Origin of the sequence: Brevundimonas sp. SL130, assembly GCF_026625805.1 — a bacterium.
Taxonomy (GTDB): domain Bacteria; phylum Pseudomonadota; class Alphaproteobacteria; order Caulobacterales; family Caulobacteraceae; genus Brevundimonas.
In genome coordinates, this window is sequence record NZ_CP113064.1 from 1984603 (window position 1) to 2003344 (window position 18742).

Sequence of the window (18742 nt, forward strand, 5' to 3'; positions counted from 1 at the left end):
CGCCGTTTGTCTTTTTCTTACGTTGTAAACGCCGGGTGGGGCCTGGCTGGAGTCGCTGAATGAAGATTGAGTTTGTCGCCGCCGTAGACGCTGCTGAAATTCTCGCTGTGCCGGTTCATGAGGATCGGACCCTGGCGGGCTCTGGGGTGGAGTTGGACGCTAAGTCCGGCGGCGCCCTGACCCGGGCGATGAGCAAGGGCCGTTTCGTCGGCAAGCCGGGCCAGACGCTGAGCGTCGCCGCGCCCTCGGGCGTGAACGCCGACACCATACTGCTGGTTGGCGTCGGCGCGGCCGACAAGGTCGACGACCTGGCCGTCGAAGCCTTCGGCGGCAACGCCTTTGCGGCGGTGAAGCTGTCGGGCGCCGAAGTCCTGACTATCGACGCCTCGAATCTGAGCTCGGAACAGGCGGCGCGCGTCGGTTTTGCCGCCCGTCTGGCCGCCTATCGGTTCGACAAGTATCGGACCACCCAGAAGGCGGACAAGATTCCGTCGATCACCGCGATCCGCGTCGTGACGTCCGACCTGCGCGGCGCCGAGGCGGCTCTTGAGCCGCTGTCAGCCGTCGCCGACGGCGTGATCTTCGCCCGCGACCTGGTGTCCGAGCCCGCCAATGTCCTGTATCCGGCCGAATTCGCCAAGCGCGTCAAGGCGCTGGAAAGCCTGGGGCTGGAGGTCGAGATCCTCGGCGAGGCCGAGATGGAGAAGCTGGGCATGCGCACCCTGCTGGGCGTGGGCCAGGGCAGCCGTCGCGAGAGCCAGCTGGCCGTGATCCAGTGGAAGGGCGGCGAGGCGGGCGGTCAGCCGATCGCCTTCGTCGGCAAGGGCGTCTGTTTCGACACCGGTGGCATCTCGATCAAGCCGGCCGACGGCATGGAAGACATGAAGTGGGACATGGGCGGCGCGGCCGCCGTGGCCGGAACCATGATCGCCCTGGCGGGCCGCAAGGCCAAGGTCAACGCCGTCGGCGTGCTGGGCCTGGTCGAGAACATGCCGGACGGCAACGCTCAACGTCCGGGCGACGTCGTCGTGTCGATGTCGGGCCAGACGGTCGAGGTGATCAACACCGACGCCGAGGGCCGTCTCGTGCTGGCCGACGCCCTCTGGTACACTCAGCAGCGCTTCAAGCCGAAATTCATGATCGACCTGGCCACCCTGACGGGCGCCATGATCGTGGCCCTGGGGCTGGATTACGCAGGCGTCTTCTCGAACTCGGACGAGGTCGCTGATCCGATTCTGGCGGCGTCCAAGAAGGTGGGCGAGAATTTCTGGCGCATGCCTATCCCGGCCATCTACGAACAGCACATCGATTCGAAGATCGCCGACGTGAAGAACACCGGCAACGGCCGCGCCGGCGGTTCGATCACCGCGGCCCTGTTCCTTCAGCGCTTCACCAATGGCGTGCCGTGGGCGCACTTGGACATCGCCCCGACCGCCTGGGCCAACAAGAGCCCCAGCCCCACCGTGCCGGAAGGCGGCGTCGGCTTCGCCGTGCGCACGCTGGATCGCATGGTGGCCGATAGCTACGAAGCCTGAGTTTCGGACGGTAGAGCCGGATGAGCGGCAAGCCCGAAATCTGGTTCTACCACCTGGAGCGTTCGACGCTGGACCAGGTGCTGCCGACCCTGCTCGAGAAGACGCTCGAGCGGGGCTGGCGGGCCTTGATCAAATCGTCCCATGCGCATCGGCTGGACGATGTGGACGAGCGGCTGTGGAGCTTCCACGAGGAAAGCTTTCTGCCGCACGGCCGGGCGGATCAGCCTTATGCGGATCGCCAGCCTGTGCTGCTGAGCGAATCGGGAGAGAACCTGAACGGCGCTCAGGCGCTGTTCATCGTCGATGACGCAGAACTGGGCGTGACGGAAGGGATCGAACGATGCTTCATCATTTTCGACGGACGGGACGAGCCGGCGCTTCAGAATGCGCGGGCGCGCTGGAAGGCGCTGAAGGCGGACGGGGCCAATCTGGCCTATTGGCGCCAGACGGACGAGGGACGCTGGGAAAAGGCGGCCTGATCGCACTGGTGATGTTGGCGGGCTGTTCGACCCCCGTCGCGGAACAGCAGGCGCCGCGAACTGTTGAACGCGCGCAGTCGCACCCGCCGATCGGCAGCCGCATGCCGACCGCACAGACGACCGACGTCTGTAGGGCCGGAGAGCTGCAATATCTGGTCGGCCGGCCCCGGACCGAAATTCCCGTACCCGTGGATGTGGTCAACCGCCGAGTGACCTGCACCACCTGCCCGGTGACGGAAGACTTTTCGGCCTATCGGCTGAACATTTTCTACAATGCGGATACCGGTGTGATCGAACAGGTTCGCTGCGGCTGAAGCACGGCCAGAGGTAAAGACGACCATGAAGACCGCCTTCGTCCTCAGTTCCCTAATGGCCGCCGGTCTGGCGCTGTCGGCGTGCGCGCCCACGGAAACGCCCGTGACCATAAGGACGCCGGGCGGCGATGCGGCGTTCAAGGCCTGCAAGGTCGAGGACTATCAGGCCTATGTCGGCCGGAACCGCTCGACCGTTCCGAGCGCGCCTGAGGGTCAGACCTTCCGAGTGTTGTGCACGACCTGTATGGCGACCACGGACTATCGGGAGAACCGGGTGAACTTCGTCTACGACGAGGCGTCAGGCGTGATCCAGCAGGTCAAGTGCGGCTGAGGCCTTAGCGGCCGGCCGCATCGCCGGGCCAGAGCGGGGCGCTGAACGTCTTGGCCAGATAGTCCATCAGGGCCGTGACCCGCGCCGGGCGCGGCCCGCTGCTGGGCGCGACCAGGTGCAGGGCGATGGGGGGCAGACGCCAGTCGGTCATCACCGTCTCCAACCGCCCTTCGGCGACATCCTTCCAGTAGATGAAGTCTGGCTGAGGAAAGACCCCCAGGCCTGCGCAGAGAGAGGCGGTCAGGGCGTCGGAATTGTTGGCCCGTAGCGGTCCGCGCGGCCGCACCATGACCTCATCGCCCGCATCATTGATGAACCGCCAGACGTCGGGCGTCGGCATATAGGCGTAGCCGAGGCAGGCATGCCGTTCCAGATCGTCTGGATGGCTGGGCCGTCCACGCTGGGCCAGATAGTCAGGCGAGGCGACCAGGCGGCGTTCGACCGTCCGCAGCCGGCGCGCGGTCAGCGACGAGTCCGGCAGGGCGGCGATCCGAAGGGCGCAATCGAAACCGCCGCCGACCAGGTCGATGACCTCGTCGGACAGGTGCAGATCAATCGAGACATCGGGGTGGGTGGCCAGGAACTCGGGCAGGGCGGGGGCGACATAGGCCATGCCGAAGGACATGGGGGCGGCCAGTCGCACCAGGCCGCGCGGCGTCACCGACATGTCCAGGGCCTCCGACACCGCCCCTTCGGCCTCTGTCAGCATGTGAGCGGCGCGCGCCGCCAGGGTGCGGCCGGCGTCGGTCAGGGCGAAGCGGCGCGAGGTGCGGTGCAGCAGGGTGGTCTTCAACTGCTGCTCCAACCGTGTAACCGCCTTGGACACGGTCGCCTTGGACAGGCCGAGCGCCTCGGCCGCGCCGGAGAAGGACTGAGCCTCGGCGACCTTGGCGAAGATGGCCATGGCCTCGAGGTCGGGCAGGCGGGACATGGCGGCCTCGGCTTTGGAAACGATGAGTTTCAGGGGTTTCTATTTCTGTTCGGTCGCCGATCTCTATCTTGGCGTCAAGCCAATGACGCCGGGACGGCCCGGCCTGAGGATAGACCGATGATCGAGCGTAGACCTTTTGAATCCCTGGGCGGCGCCAACCATGGTTGGTTGAACGCCAAGCATCACTTCTCCTTCGCCAACTATTATGATCCCAAGCGGATGAGCTGGGGCAATCTGCGGGTCTGGAACGACGACGAGATCGCCGCCGGAACCGGCTTCCCGCCCCATCCGCACGCCGACATGGAGATCATCACCTATGTCCGCGACGGGGCCATCACCCACGAGGACAGCCTGGGCAACAAGGGCCGCACCGTGGCCGGCGACGTCCAGGTGATGAGCGCAGGCACCGGCATTCGCCACGCCGAATACAACGCCGAGCCGGAGCTGACCCGGATCTTCCAGATCTGGATCGAGCCGACCAAGCGGGGCGAGGCGCCCAGCTGGGGCTCCAAGCCCTTCCCCAAGGGCGAGCGTTCGGGTCAGTTCGTGGTCCTGGCCTCGGGCTTTGAGGGCGATACGGATGCTCTGCCGATCCGCACCGATGCGCGGATCGTGGCGGCGACCCTGAACGCCGGCGACAGCGCCGACTATGCGTTGGGCTCGAACCGGCGGGCCTATCTGGTGCCGGCCAAGGGCGAGATCGAGGTCAACGGCGTTCGCCTGAACGCCCGTGACGGCGCCGCGATCGCTCAGGAAGACGTCGTCACCGTCAAGGCGATTTCGGACGCCGAGATCGTGCTGGTGGACGCGGCCTGATCGACAAGCCCGTTGTTTTCAGATCAACCTGCCCAGCCGAGCAAAGTTCGGTCGGGCGACCCGCCTGATGCGGGTCAGTCCCCATCACGTAGGAGATCAGATGTTCAAACAACTTGAAGCCTCGTCGCCGCATTTCCTTGCGGCTCTGCGTATCGTCGCCGGCGTGCTGTTTCTGGCCCACGGCGTCGTCAAACTGTTCGGCTTTCCGGAAGGCGCCCAGCCGGGACAGGTCGAAATCCTGTCGCTGTTCGGAATCGGCGCGATCCTGGAGCTGGTCGGCGGCTCCCTACTGGTGCTCGGCGCCTTCACCCGTCCAGTAGCCTTTATTCTGGCCGGTGAAATGGCGGTCGCCTACTGGATGTTCCACTTCCCCTCCAGCCCCTATCCGGCGGTCAACGGCGGCGATGCGGCCATCCTGTTCTGCTTCATCTTTCTGTACCTGCTTGCGGCCGGTCCAGGCTCCTGGAGCCTGGACGCGCGACTGCGCAAACAGGGCTGAGTCCTTGTCTCCTTTCCGCCGTGCGGGAAGGAGACCTCAGACGCCCAGCGCCCAATCCGTTGCGCGAACGAGGCTGTCGACGATGCCGGGTTCAGACGAGGCGTGGCCGGCGTCGCCGACGATGTCCAGCTTCGCTTCGGGCCAGGCGCGATGCAGAGCCCAGGCGCTGGCGATGGGCGTGACCACATCAAACCGCCCCTGCGCGATCCAGCAGGGGATGTGGCGCATACGGTCCACGTTCCTCAGCAGCCAGCCGTCCTCGGGGAAGAAGCCGGCATTGGTGAAGAACCAGTTCTCGATCCGAGCGAAAGCGAGTGCGAACTCAGGCTCGGAAAACTTGTCGGGTCGAGCGTCGGGACCTTCGACGCTGACGGTTTCACCTTCCCAGCTGGACCAGGCCACGGCGCATTGTTCACGCTCGGCGACATTGTCGCCGATCAGCCTCTTGTAATAGGCGCCCATCAGATCGCCGCGCTCGGTCTCAGGGATCGGGGCGACGAATCTTTCCCAGGCGTCGGGGAAGATCATCGAGGCGCCGTCCTGATAGAACCAGTGCAGTTCCTTCTTGGTCAGCAAGAATATGCCGCGAAGCACCAGGGCGCGGACGCGTTCAGGGTGGGTGATCGCATAGGCCATGGACAGGGTCGAACCCCACGAGCCGCCGAACACCACCCATTTGTCCACGCCGCAACGTTCCCGCAGGCGTTCGATGTCCTCGATCAGGGTCCAGGTGGTGTTGTTCTCGAGCGAGGCGTTCGGGCGCGACTGGCCGCAGCCGCGCTGGTCGAACATGATGATCCGGTATTTGGCCGGGTCGAAGAAGCGGCGCATGCCAGGATTGACGGCTCCGCCGGGGCCGCCATGCAGGACCACCACGGGCAGTCCCTGGGGATTGCCACTCTCTTCATAATAGATTTCGTGGATGTCGTCCGACGCCATCCAGCCCGACGCGAACGGCTCGATCTCCGGATAGAGGTCGCGACGAAGCTCCTGGGACGCCGAAAAGGCCATGCGTTGCGGTCTTTCTACTCGGCCCAAGCTTGGCCGTACTGAACGTTATGAACGGAATGCCGCAAAGGCCAGGCAAAGCCAACCGCCGATCATCAGCAAGCCGCCGACTGGGGCGACGGCGCCCATGGCGGACAGGCTGAGGAGGGCGACCAGGGTCAGGGCCAGACAGAAGATCAGACCGCCCGTCGCGCCCAGCCAACCGGCGAGCCGCGCCAGGCCGCCGCCGTCGGTCCAAAGCGCGCAGGCCAGGGCGAAGACGGCGTGCGCCAGCTGGTAATGGGCGCCGGTCGACAACAGAGTCTTGACCTGAGGTCCGGCCCCGTGCGCGGCGAAGGCGCCCAGCCCTATGGACAGGGCCCCGTTGAGGGCGGCGAAGACGATCAGGGGGCGACTCGCTGTCATGAGATCACCCTAGACTGCGACGGTCGCCGAGCAAACCGGTCGAGACGGGCCGAACTTCTGCTATTGCGGCCCCCATGAGATTCGGCTCGAAATGGCGCGCAGCGTCGCACTACGCCCTGATGTACGGCGGTCTGGGCGTCAGCCTGCCCTACGCCGGTCTGTGGATGAAGGCCCAGGGGCTCAGCGGGGCGGAGATCGGCGTCCTGTTGGCGGCCCCGATGCTGGGACGGCTCGTCACCGGCCCCGCCATCGCCGTATGGGCCGACGGCTTTCAGTATCGGCGCACCCCTATCGCTTTGCTGGCGGGGCTCGCCGCCCTTGGCTATGGCGCGGCCGGGCTGGTGGACGGGTTTCTGGCCTGGGCCGTTTGCTGGTTCGTCGCCGCCACCGGCGCGGCGGCGATCTTGCCTTTGACAGACGTGCTGGTGCTGCGTCGGTCGAGGCGAGACGGCTTCGCCTTCGCTGTGCCGCGCGGGTTCGGCTCGGCCGCCTTTGTCGCGGCCAATATCGCCATGGGGTTTGTGCTCAGGACGACCGGTACCGAGGCGGTCATCGTCGTCGTCACCCTGACCTGTGTCGGCATAGGGCTGACGGCCTGGCGAGTGCTGCCCCTGGAACCGGTGCATGACGGGCCGCCGCTGGCCGGTTGGGAGCGGTTTCGCGGCATGGGACGGTTGCTGAAGGATCCTGTGCTTGTGACGGCGTTGGCGGCCATTGGGACGGTGCAGGCGGCCCATGCCTTCTATTACGGCTTCTCCGCCATTGTGTGGCGCGAGCAGGGGATCGAGCCTCATCTGACCGGAATACTTTGGGCCTTCGCCGTGGTCGCGGAGATCGCCCTGATGTGGGTTTTCGAGCCGTGGCGACGGCGGCGGGGCATCGGGGCCTGGCCCATATTGATGATCGCGGCGGGGGCGGCGATGGTGCGTTGGTTGTTGATGGCCGCAGCCCCGCCTCTATGGGCGTTGTGGCCGTTGCAGGCCCTGCACGCCGTCAGCTTCGCCGCCAACTATCTCGCCGGCGTCGAGCTTATCGAACGACTGGCGCCGCGCGACAGCCAGACCGCAGCCCAGACGCTGAATTCCACCCTGTCGGCGGGGGTGTTGATCGGCGTCGCGACCCTGGCGAGCGGTCCGCTGTACGACGCCTGGGGCGCGGGCGGATATCTGGCGATGGCGGGGTTGGCCGGACTGGGATTGATCGCGGGGTTGGCGTTGAAGCCGATGCTCGGCGCCCGGGCTTAGGCGCGCGGCAGCAGGGCCATCTGGCCGGCCATGACGGAGGCCGCAGCCTTGATCGCTCGCTTCACCGTGTTTTCGTCGGCCGTCGCCGGGGTGCGCAACAGACCAACAGCGGGCGTGTGCGGACCGTCGGGGAGTTCGACCAGCACGCGATAGAGCAGATAGGAGCCGACATCCGCCTCGGCCTCCGAGGTCGCATCGGCGGCGATGCCGGTTGCATTGATGGCGCGGATGATGTCGGCGACCGGCGCCGTGGTTCGCGCTAGGCCGGGACCGGTCTGCGACAACCGTTCTTCATTATCGAGGGCGCGGTTCTCGGCGCGCATCTGCATGCGGAAGCCATTGCTCTTTGCAGCGCGCCCCACCAGGAGGACGGCGCGGCAATCGCCGTTTCTCAGATGATCGCCCAGCCGTTCGGCCAAGCGCGCCGGGTCATCGGCTGAAACACTGAGGGTGCGCGCGCCAGCGGGGCTCCAGGCCTCTCCCGACAGATCTTCGACCATGTCCCAACCAGGAACCGCGTCATAGGCGCAGATCGCGATGCCGGGGCGTCGGTCGGGGCGGCTTGAACCTTGGATCTCGGTTGTCATTCAGGCCTTACCTTCACCCAGCGTGACGCTTTCGTGACGAGAGCTAGGTGGCGCGAACTTCTCCCCGGCGTCAAGCCTCAACCCAGGTCGCCGACCGCCGCATCGAGCAGCATGAAGGCGCGGCCGCTGTCGGAGGCTAGACGGTTCTGCACCGCCTGGGCGTCCCTGCTGCGGGCGTAGGCGGCGAGGTCCTGGGAGAAGACGACGACATAGCGTTCGGCGTCGGCGCGTAGCTCAGGGTCGCTCAAGACCCGACGTGAGACGCTGCGCACGGCGGCCGGCGCGACGCGGCGGACGATGCGACGGGCGCCGTCGGGATCACCGGCGCCGAAGAGCCGAGCCGCCTCCTCGACACGCGATCGCGGCAGAAGCGCATTGGGATCGACGCCCATGCGACGGATCGCGGCGGCGACCCGGTCGGACAGGGCGACCGAGTCGGCGGCGTCCACGGCCGGACGCTCCAACTCCAGCGGGGCTTCGTCCTGGCCATCTGAGACGAGATCGTTCCAGTCCAGACCGCCTTCGGGGGCGGGCGCCGGGCGCGGCGCCTCGGCGGGGGACAGACGAAGGCGGTTGCGCAGGCCGAAACTCCGGTCGCCGGCCCGCTCCTGCGAAGAGTCGTCCGGTGCGGAGCGGGGCGTGCGGGCGCGGTCGGGCTCGGCCAGGGGCTCGCGGTGTCGGGCCGCCGGGGCGTCTCCGGAAACCACGCCCATCAGACGCACGGCTTCGGTCAGCATGTCGTAGTTGCGACGGACCCGTTCCTGGAAGCCGATGTCCAGGGCTTCGGTATCCTCGGCCGCCTTGCGCGAGGCCGCGGCCAGGGAGGACAGGCCCTGTTCGACGCTGGCGCGGACGGCCTCGACCCTGGCGCGGGCCTGTTCCGGCAGGCGGGCCGCCCGTTCGTCCACGTCGGCGACGGCGGTGTCGATCTCGGACAGGGCCGAGCTCAGGCGGTCGACCAGGCTTTCCAGTCGCTGGACCATTCGCTCGCCGGCCTTGTCCACCAGCCCGGAGGTCTCGCCGACGATACGGCGGGCGTCCTCGATGCGGGCGTCGGCGGCCTGATCGGCCTTCTGGGCCGCCTCGAACAGGGCCTCGCCCAGTCGATCGGCGCGCAGCCGCGCCTGTTCCGAGGCGTCGGCGGCTGCCGCGCGGGAATCCTCGGCCGTGGCCCGCATCTGCTCGAGCGCGCGGCGGGTCTCTTCCATCAGGGTGTCGCGGGCGTCGGCGGCCAGGGCCTCGAACCGGTCCAGAGAAACCTTGGTGGCCGCGTCGAAGCCGTCGGCCTCGCGCTGGGACATATCGACAAGGGCGCGGAACTGGTCGCCGGCGGCTTCAAGGATTTCGCGCAGGCTCTCGATGGAGACCTGGGAGGTCCGTCCCATCTCGTCGTGCGCGGTGCGCGTAGCGGACAGGTTTTCGACGAACTGGGCGCGCTGGCTCTCGACCTGGGCGGAGAAGTCTTCCTGATCGGTGCGCAGAGCGTAGGCGGCGGTGACCAGGGCGGCGCGCTGTTGGCTGAGGCCTTCCTCGACCGACTGGATCTGTTCGGCGACGCCGGTTCCGGCGTTCTCCAGCCGAATGGTCTGGCGCGCCAGGTCGTCAGCGGCGACGCGTGCGGCGTCCTGGGCCTCGCCGGCGGCGGCGGCCAGGTCGGCGGCGCGGGCGGCCAGGGCGGCCTCGGCCTCCCGCAACTGGGCCTGGGCCAGATCCGAGGCGTCAGCCACCATGCGAGACTGGCGTTCGACGGCGTCGATGACGCTAGTGGCCTGGCTGTCGAGATGAAGGCCGAGGGTCTGCATCTGCTCGCGCTCGCGCGCGAGGTTTTCGGTCAGCCGGCGGGCTGTGCGTCCGGCATGCTCGGCCGCTTCGTTCAGACGATTGGTCTCTTCCATCAGGGCCTGACGCAAAAGGGCCATGTCGTTGCGCGCGCGCTCGGCCGCCAGGGCGGCGTGGTCGATGTCGGCGCGCAGGGTGCTCAGCACCTGACCGGTCTGCTGGGCGGCGAGGGCGGTGGGGGCGACCAGGGCTTCGGCTAGATCGCGGGCGCGGCGGGTCTCGGCCGCCAATCCGGCGCCCTGCCGCAGGGCATGGGCCAGCATGATGGACAGGCCGACCGGCGCCAGGGCGATCAGGCCGTAAATGGCCAGCCGGAGGGGGTCGAGTTCCGCACCGCTGGACCCAAGCTCGAAAGCCGCCCAGGAGGCCACGCCGCCGACCCATAGGGTCGAGGCCAGGGCGGCGATCAGATAGGCCGTCTGGCTGCGTGCGGCGGTCGAAGCGCGCTCGGACACGCTGGAGCGCAGGACAGGCCAGCCCATGTCGACAGGCGCCGGAGGCTTGCCGGCGGCCACAGCCATTTCAACAGCGGCGGAAGAGCCCGAAGTGGGCTCGGCGACGATTTCGGCGGCCATAGCGGGCGGCTGTTCCGGAACCTCCGCCATCACGGGCTCGGGCGCCGGCTGTGGGAGAGGGGGAGGGGGCGGCGCCGCGGCGCGCAACTGGGCTTGGCGCGCCTCTTCGGCCATCCGACGGCGGCGGCGCTCCGAGATCGGCCGTTCCGGCGGCGGCGCCGGCAGGGGATCCAGCTCCAAGGGCGGTTCTGGCGGCATGTCGGGCTCGACATAAGTCTGTTCGAGCTCCGCCTCGACGTCTGCCTCAATCGCCGCGTCGTCGGGCGCCTCGACGGGCGCGACGGTGTCATCGTCTGTCAGCTTCAGCGGCGGCCGGTTACGGGATTTCATCAGGCGTCGAGCTCGATTCATGCGCGCGGCGCGCGAGGACGCGCCGACTCGACCCTAGCGGGTCAAAACCCAAGGTCCAAGTCGTACAGATCGCAAGGGCGTGGACTGTTCGCGATCAGCAGTCGCGACCGGCGTCTGCGACGAAGGCGGCGGATTTGTCAGCTGGACAGTCGGATACGCGGTGAACCTCGCGTTCGGCAGGCTGCGGTGCGTGGATATCGACGCCGAATTGCGACAGGACGGCGGCGGCGAGCAGTGCGATGAAGCCCGCGATCAGTTCCACCAGCGCCTGCATGACGGCGTCTCTCCCAGCCCCCATGGCCGCTCCCCCTATGCGCCTTTTTGGCGAACGTCACAATCCCGCAGCGTAAAGATTGACCAGGCCTGGCGCGCGTGAAACGGAGGGATCAGGCGTCCCCATCGCAGTGTCATGCGAATCGGGCAGGCAGGCGAAATGACCCAAGACAGCGACAGCTATGACGGCAGTCTGCTGACCCCGGGAGCGGGCGTCTGGCGCAGTGAAGTCGCACACCGATTTGCGATCCTGATGGAAAACGAAGCCTATTTCGACGCCCTGTCCTCGGCCCTGCAAAAGGCCGAACGTTCCATCGTCATTCTGGGCTGGCAGTTCGACCCCCGCACCCACCTGGATCCCGAAACCCGGCCGAGTGAGAAGCAGTTCGAGATCGGCCATCAGTTGCGGATGCTGGTCAAGCGAAAGCCGGACCTGGATATACGACTGCTCATCTGGAAGTCACCTCTGCTGATCGCGGCGTCCCAAGGCTTTTATCCGCACCGGGCGCAGCGCTGGTTCCGCAAGCGGATGGTCGAGTTTCGTATGGATGCGCCGGGACCGATCGGCGCCTGTCATCATCAGAAGGTGATCGTTATCGACGACCGCGTGGCCTTCTGCGGCGGGGGCGATATCTCGACCGATCGCTGGGATTCGGAGGAGCACCTGGACGGCGATCCGCGCCGGGCCCTGCCGAACGGGCTGATCTGCAAGGCGCGTCACGAGGTGATGAGCGTCCTGGACGGGCCGGCGGCCAGGGCCTTGGGCGATCTGGCGCGGGAACGCTGGTTCAAGGCGACCTGGGAACGGACCGTCCCGGATGAGGTGGAAAGCGACCCATGGCCGGATGGCGTCGCCGTACAGATGACAGACATCCCCGTGGGCATCGCCCGGACCGAGCCGAAATGGGGCGGCCGGCACGAGGTGCGCGAGAACGAGGCCCTGCATCTGGAGTGTATTCGGCGAGCCAAAAAGCTGATTTATCTCGAGAACCAGTATTTCACATCGCCATTGATCGCCGCCGCCCTGGCCGAACGCCTGGCCGAGGCGGACGGCCCGGAGGTGGTCGTAGTGTCGACGGGCAAGAGCCCCAGCTGGTTCGACAGTCTGACCATGGATACGGCACGCGCCGAGGTGCTGTACCGGCTGGAGCAGGCGGACAAGTACAATCGCTTCTTCGCCTTCGCCCCCCTGACGGCAGAGGGCGACCGGATCATTGTTCACGCCAAGGTGTCGATCATCGACGACCGGCTGCTGCGGATCGGGTCGGCCAATTTGAACAACCGGTCGATGGGCCTGGACACCGAGTGCGACATTGCCGCCGAGCCGACCGACCCAGCGGGGCGCGCTGTGATCGTCGCCCACCGCCACCGCTCGATCGGACACTGGATCGGCGTGCCCGCAGAGGATTTCGCCGCGGTCGAGGCGGTCATGGGATCGACCGGCGCCGCCATCTGCGGCTTCGCCAGCGAACGGCTGAAACCGCTTGGCTCGGACCCGCCGACGCGGATCCAGCGGATTTTCGCTGAATGGCAGTTTGGCGATCCCACCTCGTCCACGGACGCCTGGCGGCCGTGGAAGCGGCTGAACCGGTCGCAGCGGACCCGACCGGTGTCCGAAGGCGGTCAGGCGTCGGGCTGAACAATCTCGAAGTCGATGATCAGCGGCAAATGATCCGAGGCCACGCGGGCCAGGGGCGAAAAGTCCGCCTTGACCCCTGTGATCCGGATTTCCGGACTGACGAAACAATGATCGATGCGGATGGCCGGAAAGCCGGAGGGGAAGGTCTTCACCGACGGCTTCAGGTTCAGCAAACGTTGGCAGTCCCCCAGTTTGCGCGCCAGGGTCTGATAGGGGCGGGTGATGGAGGTGGCGTTGAAGTCGCCAGCCAGCAGCGTCGGACCGGCGCAGGCGCCCAGCCATCCTGCTCCCGTCAGGGCCGACGCCTGCAACCGCTGTTCACGCGGAACCAGGCCCAGGTGGGTGTTCAACACATTGATCGCGACGCCTTCGATTTCGATCTCGGACCAGATGGCGCCGCGCGGCTCCAGCCCCGGAATACCCCGCACCGTCGGCAGGGCGTCGGCACGGATCAGCCGTTCGGGATGAGGCGTCAGAATGGCGTCGCCATAGAGTTCCGCCTCAACCCGCATCGCGGGATGGAAGCGCGAGGTCATGGACAGGCCCTCGGCGATCGCTTCGGCCTGATCGATCTTGCCGGTGCGGACGCGGCCGACGTCCAGTTCCTGGAGACAGACGATGTCCGGTTCGTGTTCGCCGATCACGGCGACGATGCGATCAACGTCAAGGCGCTTGTCCGTGCCGACACAGCGGTGGACATTATAGGTCAGAAGGCGGGGCATGGCTTCTCGAGAACGTTCCGAGACGTGGGGGACGGCTAGGCCTTTTGGGCGCGGATTGCGACCCCGATACGACGATCAGAGCAGGATCAGGTGATCCGGCAACTCATTGGGATTGCTCGCGCGGGGTGGGAAATGGGCCGCCAGGACCTGGCCGCACCGTTCGATGGCGGCTTCGAAACCGGCGACGGGGCGGCCAGCCTTCAGCGCGCGGGTCAGGGCGGCGACAGCATCGGCCCAGACGCCTTCGTCGACCTTCTGGTGGATCAGTTCGTCGGCGATCAGCTCGACCTGATGCTCTTTCAGAGCGGCGAAGATCAGCACGCCGGTGCGTTCGCGTGTGACGTGGACGCCGTGGGCCAGGAACTGTTGAAGCGCCGCCTTGCGCACACGAGCGCGACGCAGGCCGCGCGGCGTGACCCAGCGCAGGATGGGCGGCAGTCGCGTCATCAGGAAGACGCCGACGAAGATAGCCGCCTGGATCATCGCATAGGCCGTCAGCGCCTCGCCGACGCCGGCGGCCTGGGCCGAGGCATGGGCGGCTTCCCAGGTCGCGCCCAGCGGCCAGGACAGATCAAAGCCGAACGGAATCAGGACCGTGGGCGCCAGCAAGGCCGCGCCCGCCGCCCAGGCCAGGCTGACGTCCACATAGGAAGACACGCCGCGCGAGACGACGCAGAAGATTTCGCCCGAGGTTCCGGCCTCGGCCGAAGCAATGGCGGCGGCGACCCGCGTCCGATCTTCGTCCGTGAACCGCATCACCATCCCCCCGAAGCGCCGCCGCCGCCGAAGCCGCCGCCGCCGCCTCCAAATCCACCGCCGCCGCCGAAACCGCCTCCGCCGCCGCGTCCGGCGTTTCGCAGGGCTTCCGAAGCCGCCCACAGCAGGATCGGCGTCACGCTGTCGCCGCGATGGCGACGCCCGCGTCCGGCGGAACCGACAGCCACCAGAAGGAAGAGGATGAAGATCACCGCCATGATCACGATAGGCAGGATCGGTGCGGCGCCGGCCTTATCGTCTTCCTGCGCTGCGGCGGCCGCTCGCGCCTGAGCCTCGGCCGGATCGAGCTCCAGATGGGCGATCAAGGCGTCCACGCCTCGGACGATCCCAGCCTGATAATCGCCCTCTTGGAAGGCCGGTAGGATCTGATTGCGGATGACCATGGACGAGAAGGCGTCGGTCAGAATGGGCTCGAGCCCGTAGCCGACCTCGATCCGCACCCGGCGTTCCGTGGGGGCGACGATCAGCAGGGCGCCGTTGTCGCCGTCCTTCTGGCCGATGCCCCAGGCACGGCCGAGCTGGTAGCCGTAGTCCTCGATTTCCTGGTCCTGAAGGCTGCGCACCGTGACCACGACCAGCTGGTCGCTGGATTTGGCTTCGAGCGCCGCAAGCTTTTCCGTCAGCGCCTGTTCGGTCGCGGCGTCGAGCAGATCCGCCTGATCCACCACCCGACCGGTCAGGGGCGGGAAGTCCAGTTTCGCCTGCGCCGTCGCCGGCAGCGCGAACAGCAGGACGGCCATGAGGCCGAAGAGACCCGCGACGACGCCCGCTGGACGCCGTGTCCGAACGGGAGGAGCGCTCACTGGGCGGGCGGGGGCGAACCCGGCGCGACCGGCGTTGCGCCGCCACCGGGGGCAGCCGCCGGGGCGCCGTTCAGATTGAAGTTCACCTGGGGCGCGGATTGGGCCTCAGCCGTAGCGGTGAACAATTGCATCGGCTGTGAGCCCGCGTGGGCTGTCTTGGCCCAGATCACGTTCGGGAAGGTGCGCAGGGTGGTGTTGTAGTCGCGCACAGCCTCGTTGTAGTCGCGCCGCGCGATGGTGATCCGGTTCTCGGTGCCTTCCAGTTGGGACTGGAGGGTCAGGAAGTTCTGATTGGCCTGAAGCTGGGGATAGGCCTCGACCGAGACCAGCAGGCGCGACAGGGCGCCGGACAGCTGGCCCTGGGCTTGCTGATACTGCTGGAAGGCCTGCGGATTGTTGAGATCAGCGGCCGAGACATTGACCGAGGTGGCGCGGGCGCGGGCGTTGATCACGTCCGTCAGGGTGGTACGTTCCTGGATCGCCGCGCCCTGGACGGTGGCGACCAGATTGGGCACCAGGTCGGCGCGCCGCTGATACTGGGCCTGGACATCGGCCCAGGCCGCCTCGGCACGTTCCTGCTTGGTCGGGATGGTGTTGTAGCCGCAGCCGGTTACGGCGGGCGCCGCGACGAGAGCTGCGGTCAGAGCCAGAGCGCGAGCGGTTGGACGAGCCATGGATATTCCCCTGTCGGCGACGGCGCCGGTGCGGCGACTATCGCCTCAGGACCGCAACGCTTCAAGCGTCCAATGGCTCCGGTTCGACCCCTATTGAGCGGCAGGCCGCCGAATAGGTGTTGGCCAGCAGGCAGGCGATGGTCATCGGGCCGACGCCGCCCGGCACGGGGGTGATGCGTCCGGCGACCTCGACCGCCTCCTTGAAGGCCACATCGCCGACAACGCGGGTCTTGCCCTCCGCGGCCTTGACCGGATCGGCTGAGGGAACCCGATTGATGCCGACGTCGATGACGGTGGCGCCCGGCTTGATCCAGTCGCCCTTGATCATCTCCGGTCGGCCGACGGCGGCGACCAGGATGTCGGCGCTGCGGCACAGGGCCGGCAGGTCGCGGGTCTTGGAATGGGCGACGGTGACGGTGCAGCTCTCGGCCAGCAGCAGTTGCGCCATCGGTTTGCCGACGATGTTGGAACGACCGACGATGACGGCGTTCAGACCCGTCAGATCGCCGAGCTGATCCTTCAACAACATCAGGCTGCCCAACGGCGTGCAGGGCACCAGGCCCGGAAGGCCGACCGCCAGACGTCCGGCGTTGACGACGTGGAAACCGTCCACGTCCTTGTCGGGGTCGATGGCGTCCAGCACGACCGAGGACTCGATGTGTTTCGGCAGAGGCAGTTGCACCAATATGCCGTGGATGCCGGCGTCGGCGTTCAACTGGGCGATAAGGGCTAGAAGTTCGTCCTGGGTCGTGGCTTCGTCCAGCCGGTGGGTGTCGGACCGCATGCCCGCGCGCAGGGTGGTTTCGCCCTTGTTGCGGACGTAGATTTGGCTGGCGGGGTCCTCGCCGACGATGACGACGGCCAGGCCCGGCTTGACGCCCTGGCTCGCTTCGAGGCGAGCGGCGGCGGCGGCGACGCGGTCCACCAAGTCGACCGAAAAGGCCTTGCCGTCGATCAGTGTCGCGCGTGTGGGCTCGGCCGACATAAGGAAGACTCCGGGGGATAAGGATGCGGCGATTTACAGCCGTCGTGGTTCGGCGTCTATGATCGGTGTCAAACTCTGGGAGTCTTCTATGAACCGCTCGACCCTCGTCGCCGCCGTCAGCGCCATCGCCCTGGCGTGGGCCGTTTCGCCCGCTCTGGCGCAGGACGTTCAGGCGCTGCGGATCGGGACGTCGGTGAACGGCGCCTTGACCGACGGGGACGCTGCGACGACCGGCGATGACGCCTATCGCTACGACGACTACCGATTCGAGGCGCGCGCGGGCCAGCGGCTGGAGGCCGTGCTGCGGTCGGAGGCGTTCGACGCCTATCTGGCGATCTATGCCGACGATGCGGACGCGCCGCTGACCGAGGATGACGATGGGCTGAATGAAGAGACCAATGCGCGGCTGCGGTTCACGCCCGAAACCAGCGGAACTTACATCCTGCGCGCTCGCACCCTGTCGGGCACGGACGGCGGCGACTACAGCCTGTCTTTACGAGAACGGGAAGCCCCGCCGCGCGCGCCTCGCCCGTCCGGACTTCGCGTTGGGGCTGAACAGACCGGCGAACTGACCGGACGGGATCCAGAACTGGAGGACGGGGGCCGTTATGACGCCTACGCCTTCCGGGCGGCCGCCGGTCAGCGGCTGATCGTCACCCTGAAGTCCGAGGCGTTCGATCCGAAGGTTTTGGTTGGAAGGATGAACGGCGCTGATTTCGTCGAGCTGGCCCAGAACGACGACGGCCCCGACGACGGGCTGAACTCGCGTCTGGTCTTCACCGCGCCGACCGCTGGCGAATATGTCATCCGCGCTGCTGCGCTTCAGGAGGGTGAGGGCCGCTACACGGTCGGCTTGACGGAAGCCCCGCCCGCGCCGCCGGCCAAACCTATCGCCATCGGCGACAGCCTCGATGGGAACCTGAATGAGGATACGGGCGCGAACGACGAGGGGCAGCGCGCCGAATTCTATCGGTTCTCAGTGACGGCCGGACAGCGTGTGGCCATTGAACTGTCGTCCAAGGATTTCGACACCTACCTGACCCTGCGCAAGGCGTCGGACAACTCGGTCGTGGCCGAGGATGACGACGGCGCCGGATCCGGCACGGATTCCCGGATCGCCCAGACCCTCGAAGACGCCGGCGACTATGTGGTCGAGGCCCGCGCCTTCAGCGGCGACGGCGAGGGACGGTTCAAGTTGAAGCTGGAGGAGGTCGCGCCGCCGCCGGCGCCGTCGGCCTTGACCTTTGGCCAGACGGTCGAGGGCGAGATCACGCCGGACGCACCCCAGGATGACGAGGGCAAACATTATGACGCCTATGTCTTCAGCGGGACTGAAGGCCAGCGTGTTCAGGCCATTCTGCGGTCGGGCGATTTCGACGCCGTCCTCGCGATCGGTTCGGCCGAGGATGAGTTCAGCGCCCTGGCCACCGACGACGACGGCCTGGGGGAGGGGACGGACTCGCGACTGAACCTGACCCTGCCGTCGACCGGCGACTATGTGATCCGGGCGTCGCCCCTGACCGGCGAAGACAAGGGCCTCTATGCGCTGGAACTGATCGACCGCGGGCCTGAGCCCAAGCCGGGCAGTGTTCTGGTCGGCGCCACCGCCCGCGGGACCCTGACCGTCGCCGACGCTCTCACGGAAGAAGGCGCCTATTTTGACGCCTACAGGTTCCAGGCGAAGAAGGACGAGAAGCTGCGGATCACCCTGGTCTCCAACGCCTTCGACGCCTTCATCGACCTGGGCGAGGACGGCGAGGATTTCAGCAGCATCGCCTCGGACGACGACAGCCTGTCGGACACCCACGCCAAGCTGGACTGGACCGCGCCGGAGGACGGTTGGTACGTGGTTCGCGCCCGCTCGCTGGGGCCCAACGAGACCGGCGCCTACGCCCTGACCGTTGAACGTCAGCCCTGATCGCCCCATCGGGGCCACGATCCGGTCCTAGGCGGAC

Annotated in this window: 20 protein-coding genes; 9 read left to right on the forward strand and 11 right to left on the reverse strand. The window is 67.2% G+C overall.

Translation table 11 applies throughout. The features are described from left to right. Nucleotides 1–59: 59 nt before the first annotated feature. The 4 genes from OU998_RS09825 (at nucleotide 60) to OU998_RS09840 (ending at nucleotide 2659) form a co-directional block, all read left to right on the forward strand. The gene (locus tag OU998_RS09825) at nucleotides 60–1535 is read left to right on the forward strand and encodes a leucyl aminopeptidase (protein WP_267513229.1); all 1476 of its coding nucleotides are present in this window, start codon (nucleotides 60–62) and stop codon (nucleotides 1533–1535) included. 20 nt (nucleotides 1536–1555) lie between these two features. Beyond that, nucleotides 1556–2014 carry a DNA polymerase III subunit chi gene (locus OU998_RS09830; RefSeq protein WP_267513230.1) on the forward strand — a complete coding sequence of 153 codons (459 nt, stop codon included), beginning with the start codon at nucleotides 1556–1558 and terminating at the stop codon, nucleotides 2012–2014. A 101-nt stretch (nucleotides 2015–2115) separates the two neighbouring features. After that, entirely contained in the window at nucleotides 2116–2328 is a 213-nt protein-coding gene (locus OU998_RS09835; protein WP_267513231.1) for a hypothetical protein, read from the forward strand. 25 nt (nucleotides 2329–2353) lie between these two features. Continuing rightward, nucleotides 2354–2659 carry a hemolysin gene (locus OU998_RS09840; RefSeq protein WP_267513232.1) on the forward strand — a complete coding sequence of 102 codons (306 nt, stop codon included), beginning with the start codon at nucleotides 2354–2356 and terminating at the stop codon, nucleotides 2657–2659. A gap of 4 nt (nucleotides 2660–2663) precedes the next feature. On the opposite strand, the gene OU998_RS09845 is transcribed toward OU998_RS09840, so the two are convergent. Next, nucleotides 2664–3590: a LysR family transcriptional regulator gene (locus tag OU998_RS09845; RefSeq protein WP_267513233.1), complete on the reverse strand. Its 927-nt coding sequence runs from the start codon at nucleotides 3588–3590 to the stop codon at nucleotides 2664–2666. A 117-nt stretch (nucleotides 3591–3707) separates the two neighbouring features. Between OU998_RS09845 and OU998_RS09850 the strand changes: the two genes are divergently transcribed. Continuing rightward, nucleotides 3708–4406 carry a pirin family protein gene (locus OU998_RS09850; protein WP_267513234.1) on the forward strand — a complete coding sequence of 233 codons (699 nt, stop codon included), beginning with the start codon at nucleotides 3708–3710 and terminating at the stop codon, nucleotides 4404–4406. Nucleotides 4407–4506: 100 nt separating this feature from the next. Beyond that, the gene (locus OU998_RS09855; RefSeq protein ID WP_267513235.1) at nucleotides 4507–4905 is read left to right on the forward strand and encodes a DoxX family protein; all 399 of its coding nucleotides are present in this window, start codon (nucleotides 4507–4509) and stop codon (nucleotides 4903–4905) included. A gap of 36 nt (nucleotides 4906–4941) precedes the next feature. Here OU998_RS09855 and pip read toward each other — a convergent pair whose 3' ends face one another. Next, nucleotides 4942–5916, reverse strand: coding sequence for a prolyl aminopeptidase (gene pip, locus OU998_RS09860; protein WP_267513236.1), 975 nt, complete (start codon nucleotides 5914–5916; stop codon nucleotides 4942–4944). 45 nt (nucleotides 5917–5961) lie between these two features. Then, nucleotides 5962–6318: a DUF423 domain-containing protein gene (locus tag OU998_RS09865; protein WP_267513237.1), complete on the reverse strand. Its 357-nt coding sequence runs from the start codon at nucleotides 6316–6318 to the stop codon at nucleotides 5962–5964. A gap of 74 nt (nucleotides 6319–6392) precedes the next feature. On the opposite strand from OU998_RS09865, the gene OU998_RS09870 reads away from it, so the two are divergent. Beyond that, the gene (locus tag OU998_RS09870) at nucleotides 6393–7562 is read left to right on the forward strand and encodes an MFS transporter (RefSeq protein ID WP_267513238.1); all 1170 of its coding nucleotides are present in this window, start codon (nucleotides 6393–6395) and stop codon (nucleotides 7560–7562) included. Here the strand turns inward: OU998_RS09870 and OU998_RS09875 are convergent. From OU998_RS09875 to OU998_RS09885, 3 genes are all read right to left on the reverse strand, one after another. After that, nucleotides 7559–8149 carry a hypothetical protein gene (locus OU998_RS09875; protein ID WP_267513239.1) on the reverse strand — a complete coding sequence of 197 codons (591 nt, stop codon included), beginning with the start codon at nucleotides 8147–8149 and terminating at the stop codon, nucleotides 7559–7561. The genes OU998_RS09870 and OU998_RS09875 overlap by 4 nt on opposite strands. Before the next feature lie 77 nt (nucleotides 8150–8226). Beyond that, complete coding sequence (locus OU998_RS09880) at nucleotides 8227–10893, reverse strand: tipN (RefSeq protein WP_267513240.1); 2667 nt, start codon at nucleotides 10891–10893, stop codon at nucleotides 8227–8229. Nucleotides 10894–11008: 115 nt separating this feature from the next. Beyond that, nucleotides 11009–11188: a hypothetical protein gene (locus OU998_RS09885; protein ID WP_267513241.1), complete on the reverse strand. Its 180-nt coding sequence runs from the start codon at nucleotides 11186–11188 to the stop codon at nucleotides 11009–11011. 159 nt (nucleotides 11189–11347) lie between these two features. On the opposite strand from OU998_RS09885, the gene OU998_RS09890 reads away from it, so the two are divergent. Continuing rightward, entirely contained in the window at nucleotides 11348–12826 is a 1479-nt protein-coding gene (locus tag OU998_RS09890) for a phospholipase D-like domain-containing protein (RefSeq protein WP_267513242.1), read from the forward strand. On the opposite strand, the gene OU998_RS09895 is transcribed toward OU998_RS09890, so the two are convergent. The 5 genes from OU998_RS09895 to OU998_RS09915 all read right to left on the reverse strand — a co-directional run bounded on the left by OU998_RS09895 (nucleotide 12811) and on the right by OU998_RS09915 (nucleotide 16787). Beyond that, complete coding sequence (locus OU998_RS09895; protein WP_267513243.1) at nucleotides 12811–13548, reverse strand: endonuclease/exonuclease/phosphatase family protein; 738 nt, start codon at nucleotides 13546–13548, stop codon at nucleotides 12811–12813. The genes OU998_RS09890 and OU998_RS09895 overlap by 16 nt on opposite strands. Nucleotides 13549–13623: 75 nt before the next feature. Beyond that, on the reverse strand, nucleotides 13624–14304 hold the full coding sequence (locus tag OU998_RS09900) for a TPM domain-containing protein (protein ID WP_267513245.1): 681 nt from the start codon (nucleotides 14302–14304) through the stop codon (nucleotides 13624–13626). Beyond that, entirely contained in the window at nucleotides 14304–15065 is a 762-nt protein-coding gene (locus tag OU998_RS09905) for a TPM domain-containing protein (RefSeq protein ID WP_267513247.1), read from the reverse strand. Before OU998_RS09905 ends, OU998_RS09900 begins: the two co-directional genes overlap by 1 nt. A gap of 59 nt (nucleotides 15066–15124) precedes the next feature. Further along, nucleotides 15125–15802, reverse strand: coding sequence for a LemA family protein (locus OU998_RS09910; protein ID WP_267513248.1), 678 nt, complete (start codon nucleotides 15800–15802; stop codon nucleotides 15125–15127). Between the two features lie 61 nt (nucleotides 15803–15863). After that, on the reverse strand, nucleotides 15864–16787 hold the full coding sequence (locus OU998_RS09915) for a bifunctional methylenetetrahydrofolate dehydrogenase/methenyltetrahydrofolate cyclohydrolase (RefSeq protein WP_267513249.1): 924 nt from the start codon (nucleotides 16785–16787) through the stop codon (nucleotides 15864–15866). A gap of 88 nt (nucleotides 16788–16875) precedes the next feature. Between OU998_RS09915 and OU998_RS09920 the strand changes: the two genes are divergently transcribed. Then, nucleotides 16876–18705 carry a PPC domain-containing protein gene (locus OU998_RS09920; RefSeq protein ID WP_267513251.1) on the forward strand — a complete coding sequence of 610 codons (1830 nt, stop codon included), beginning with the start codon at nucleotides 16876–16878 and terminating at the stop codon, nucleotides 18703–18705. Nucleotides 18706–18742: the final 37 nt, after the last annotated feature.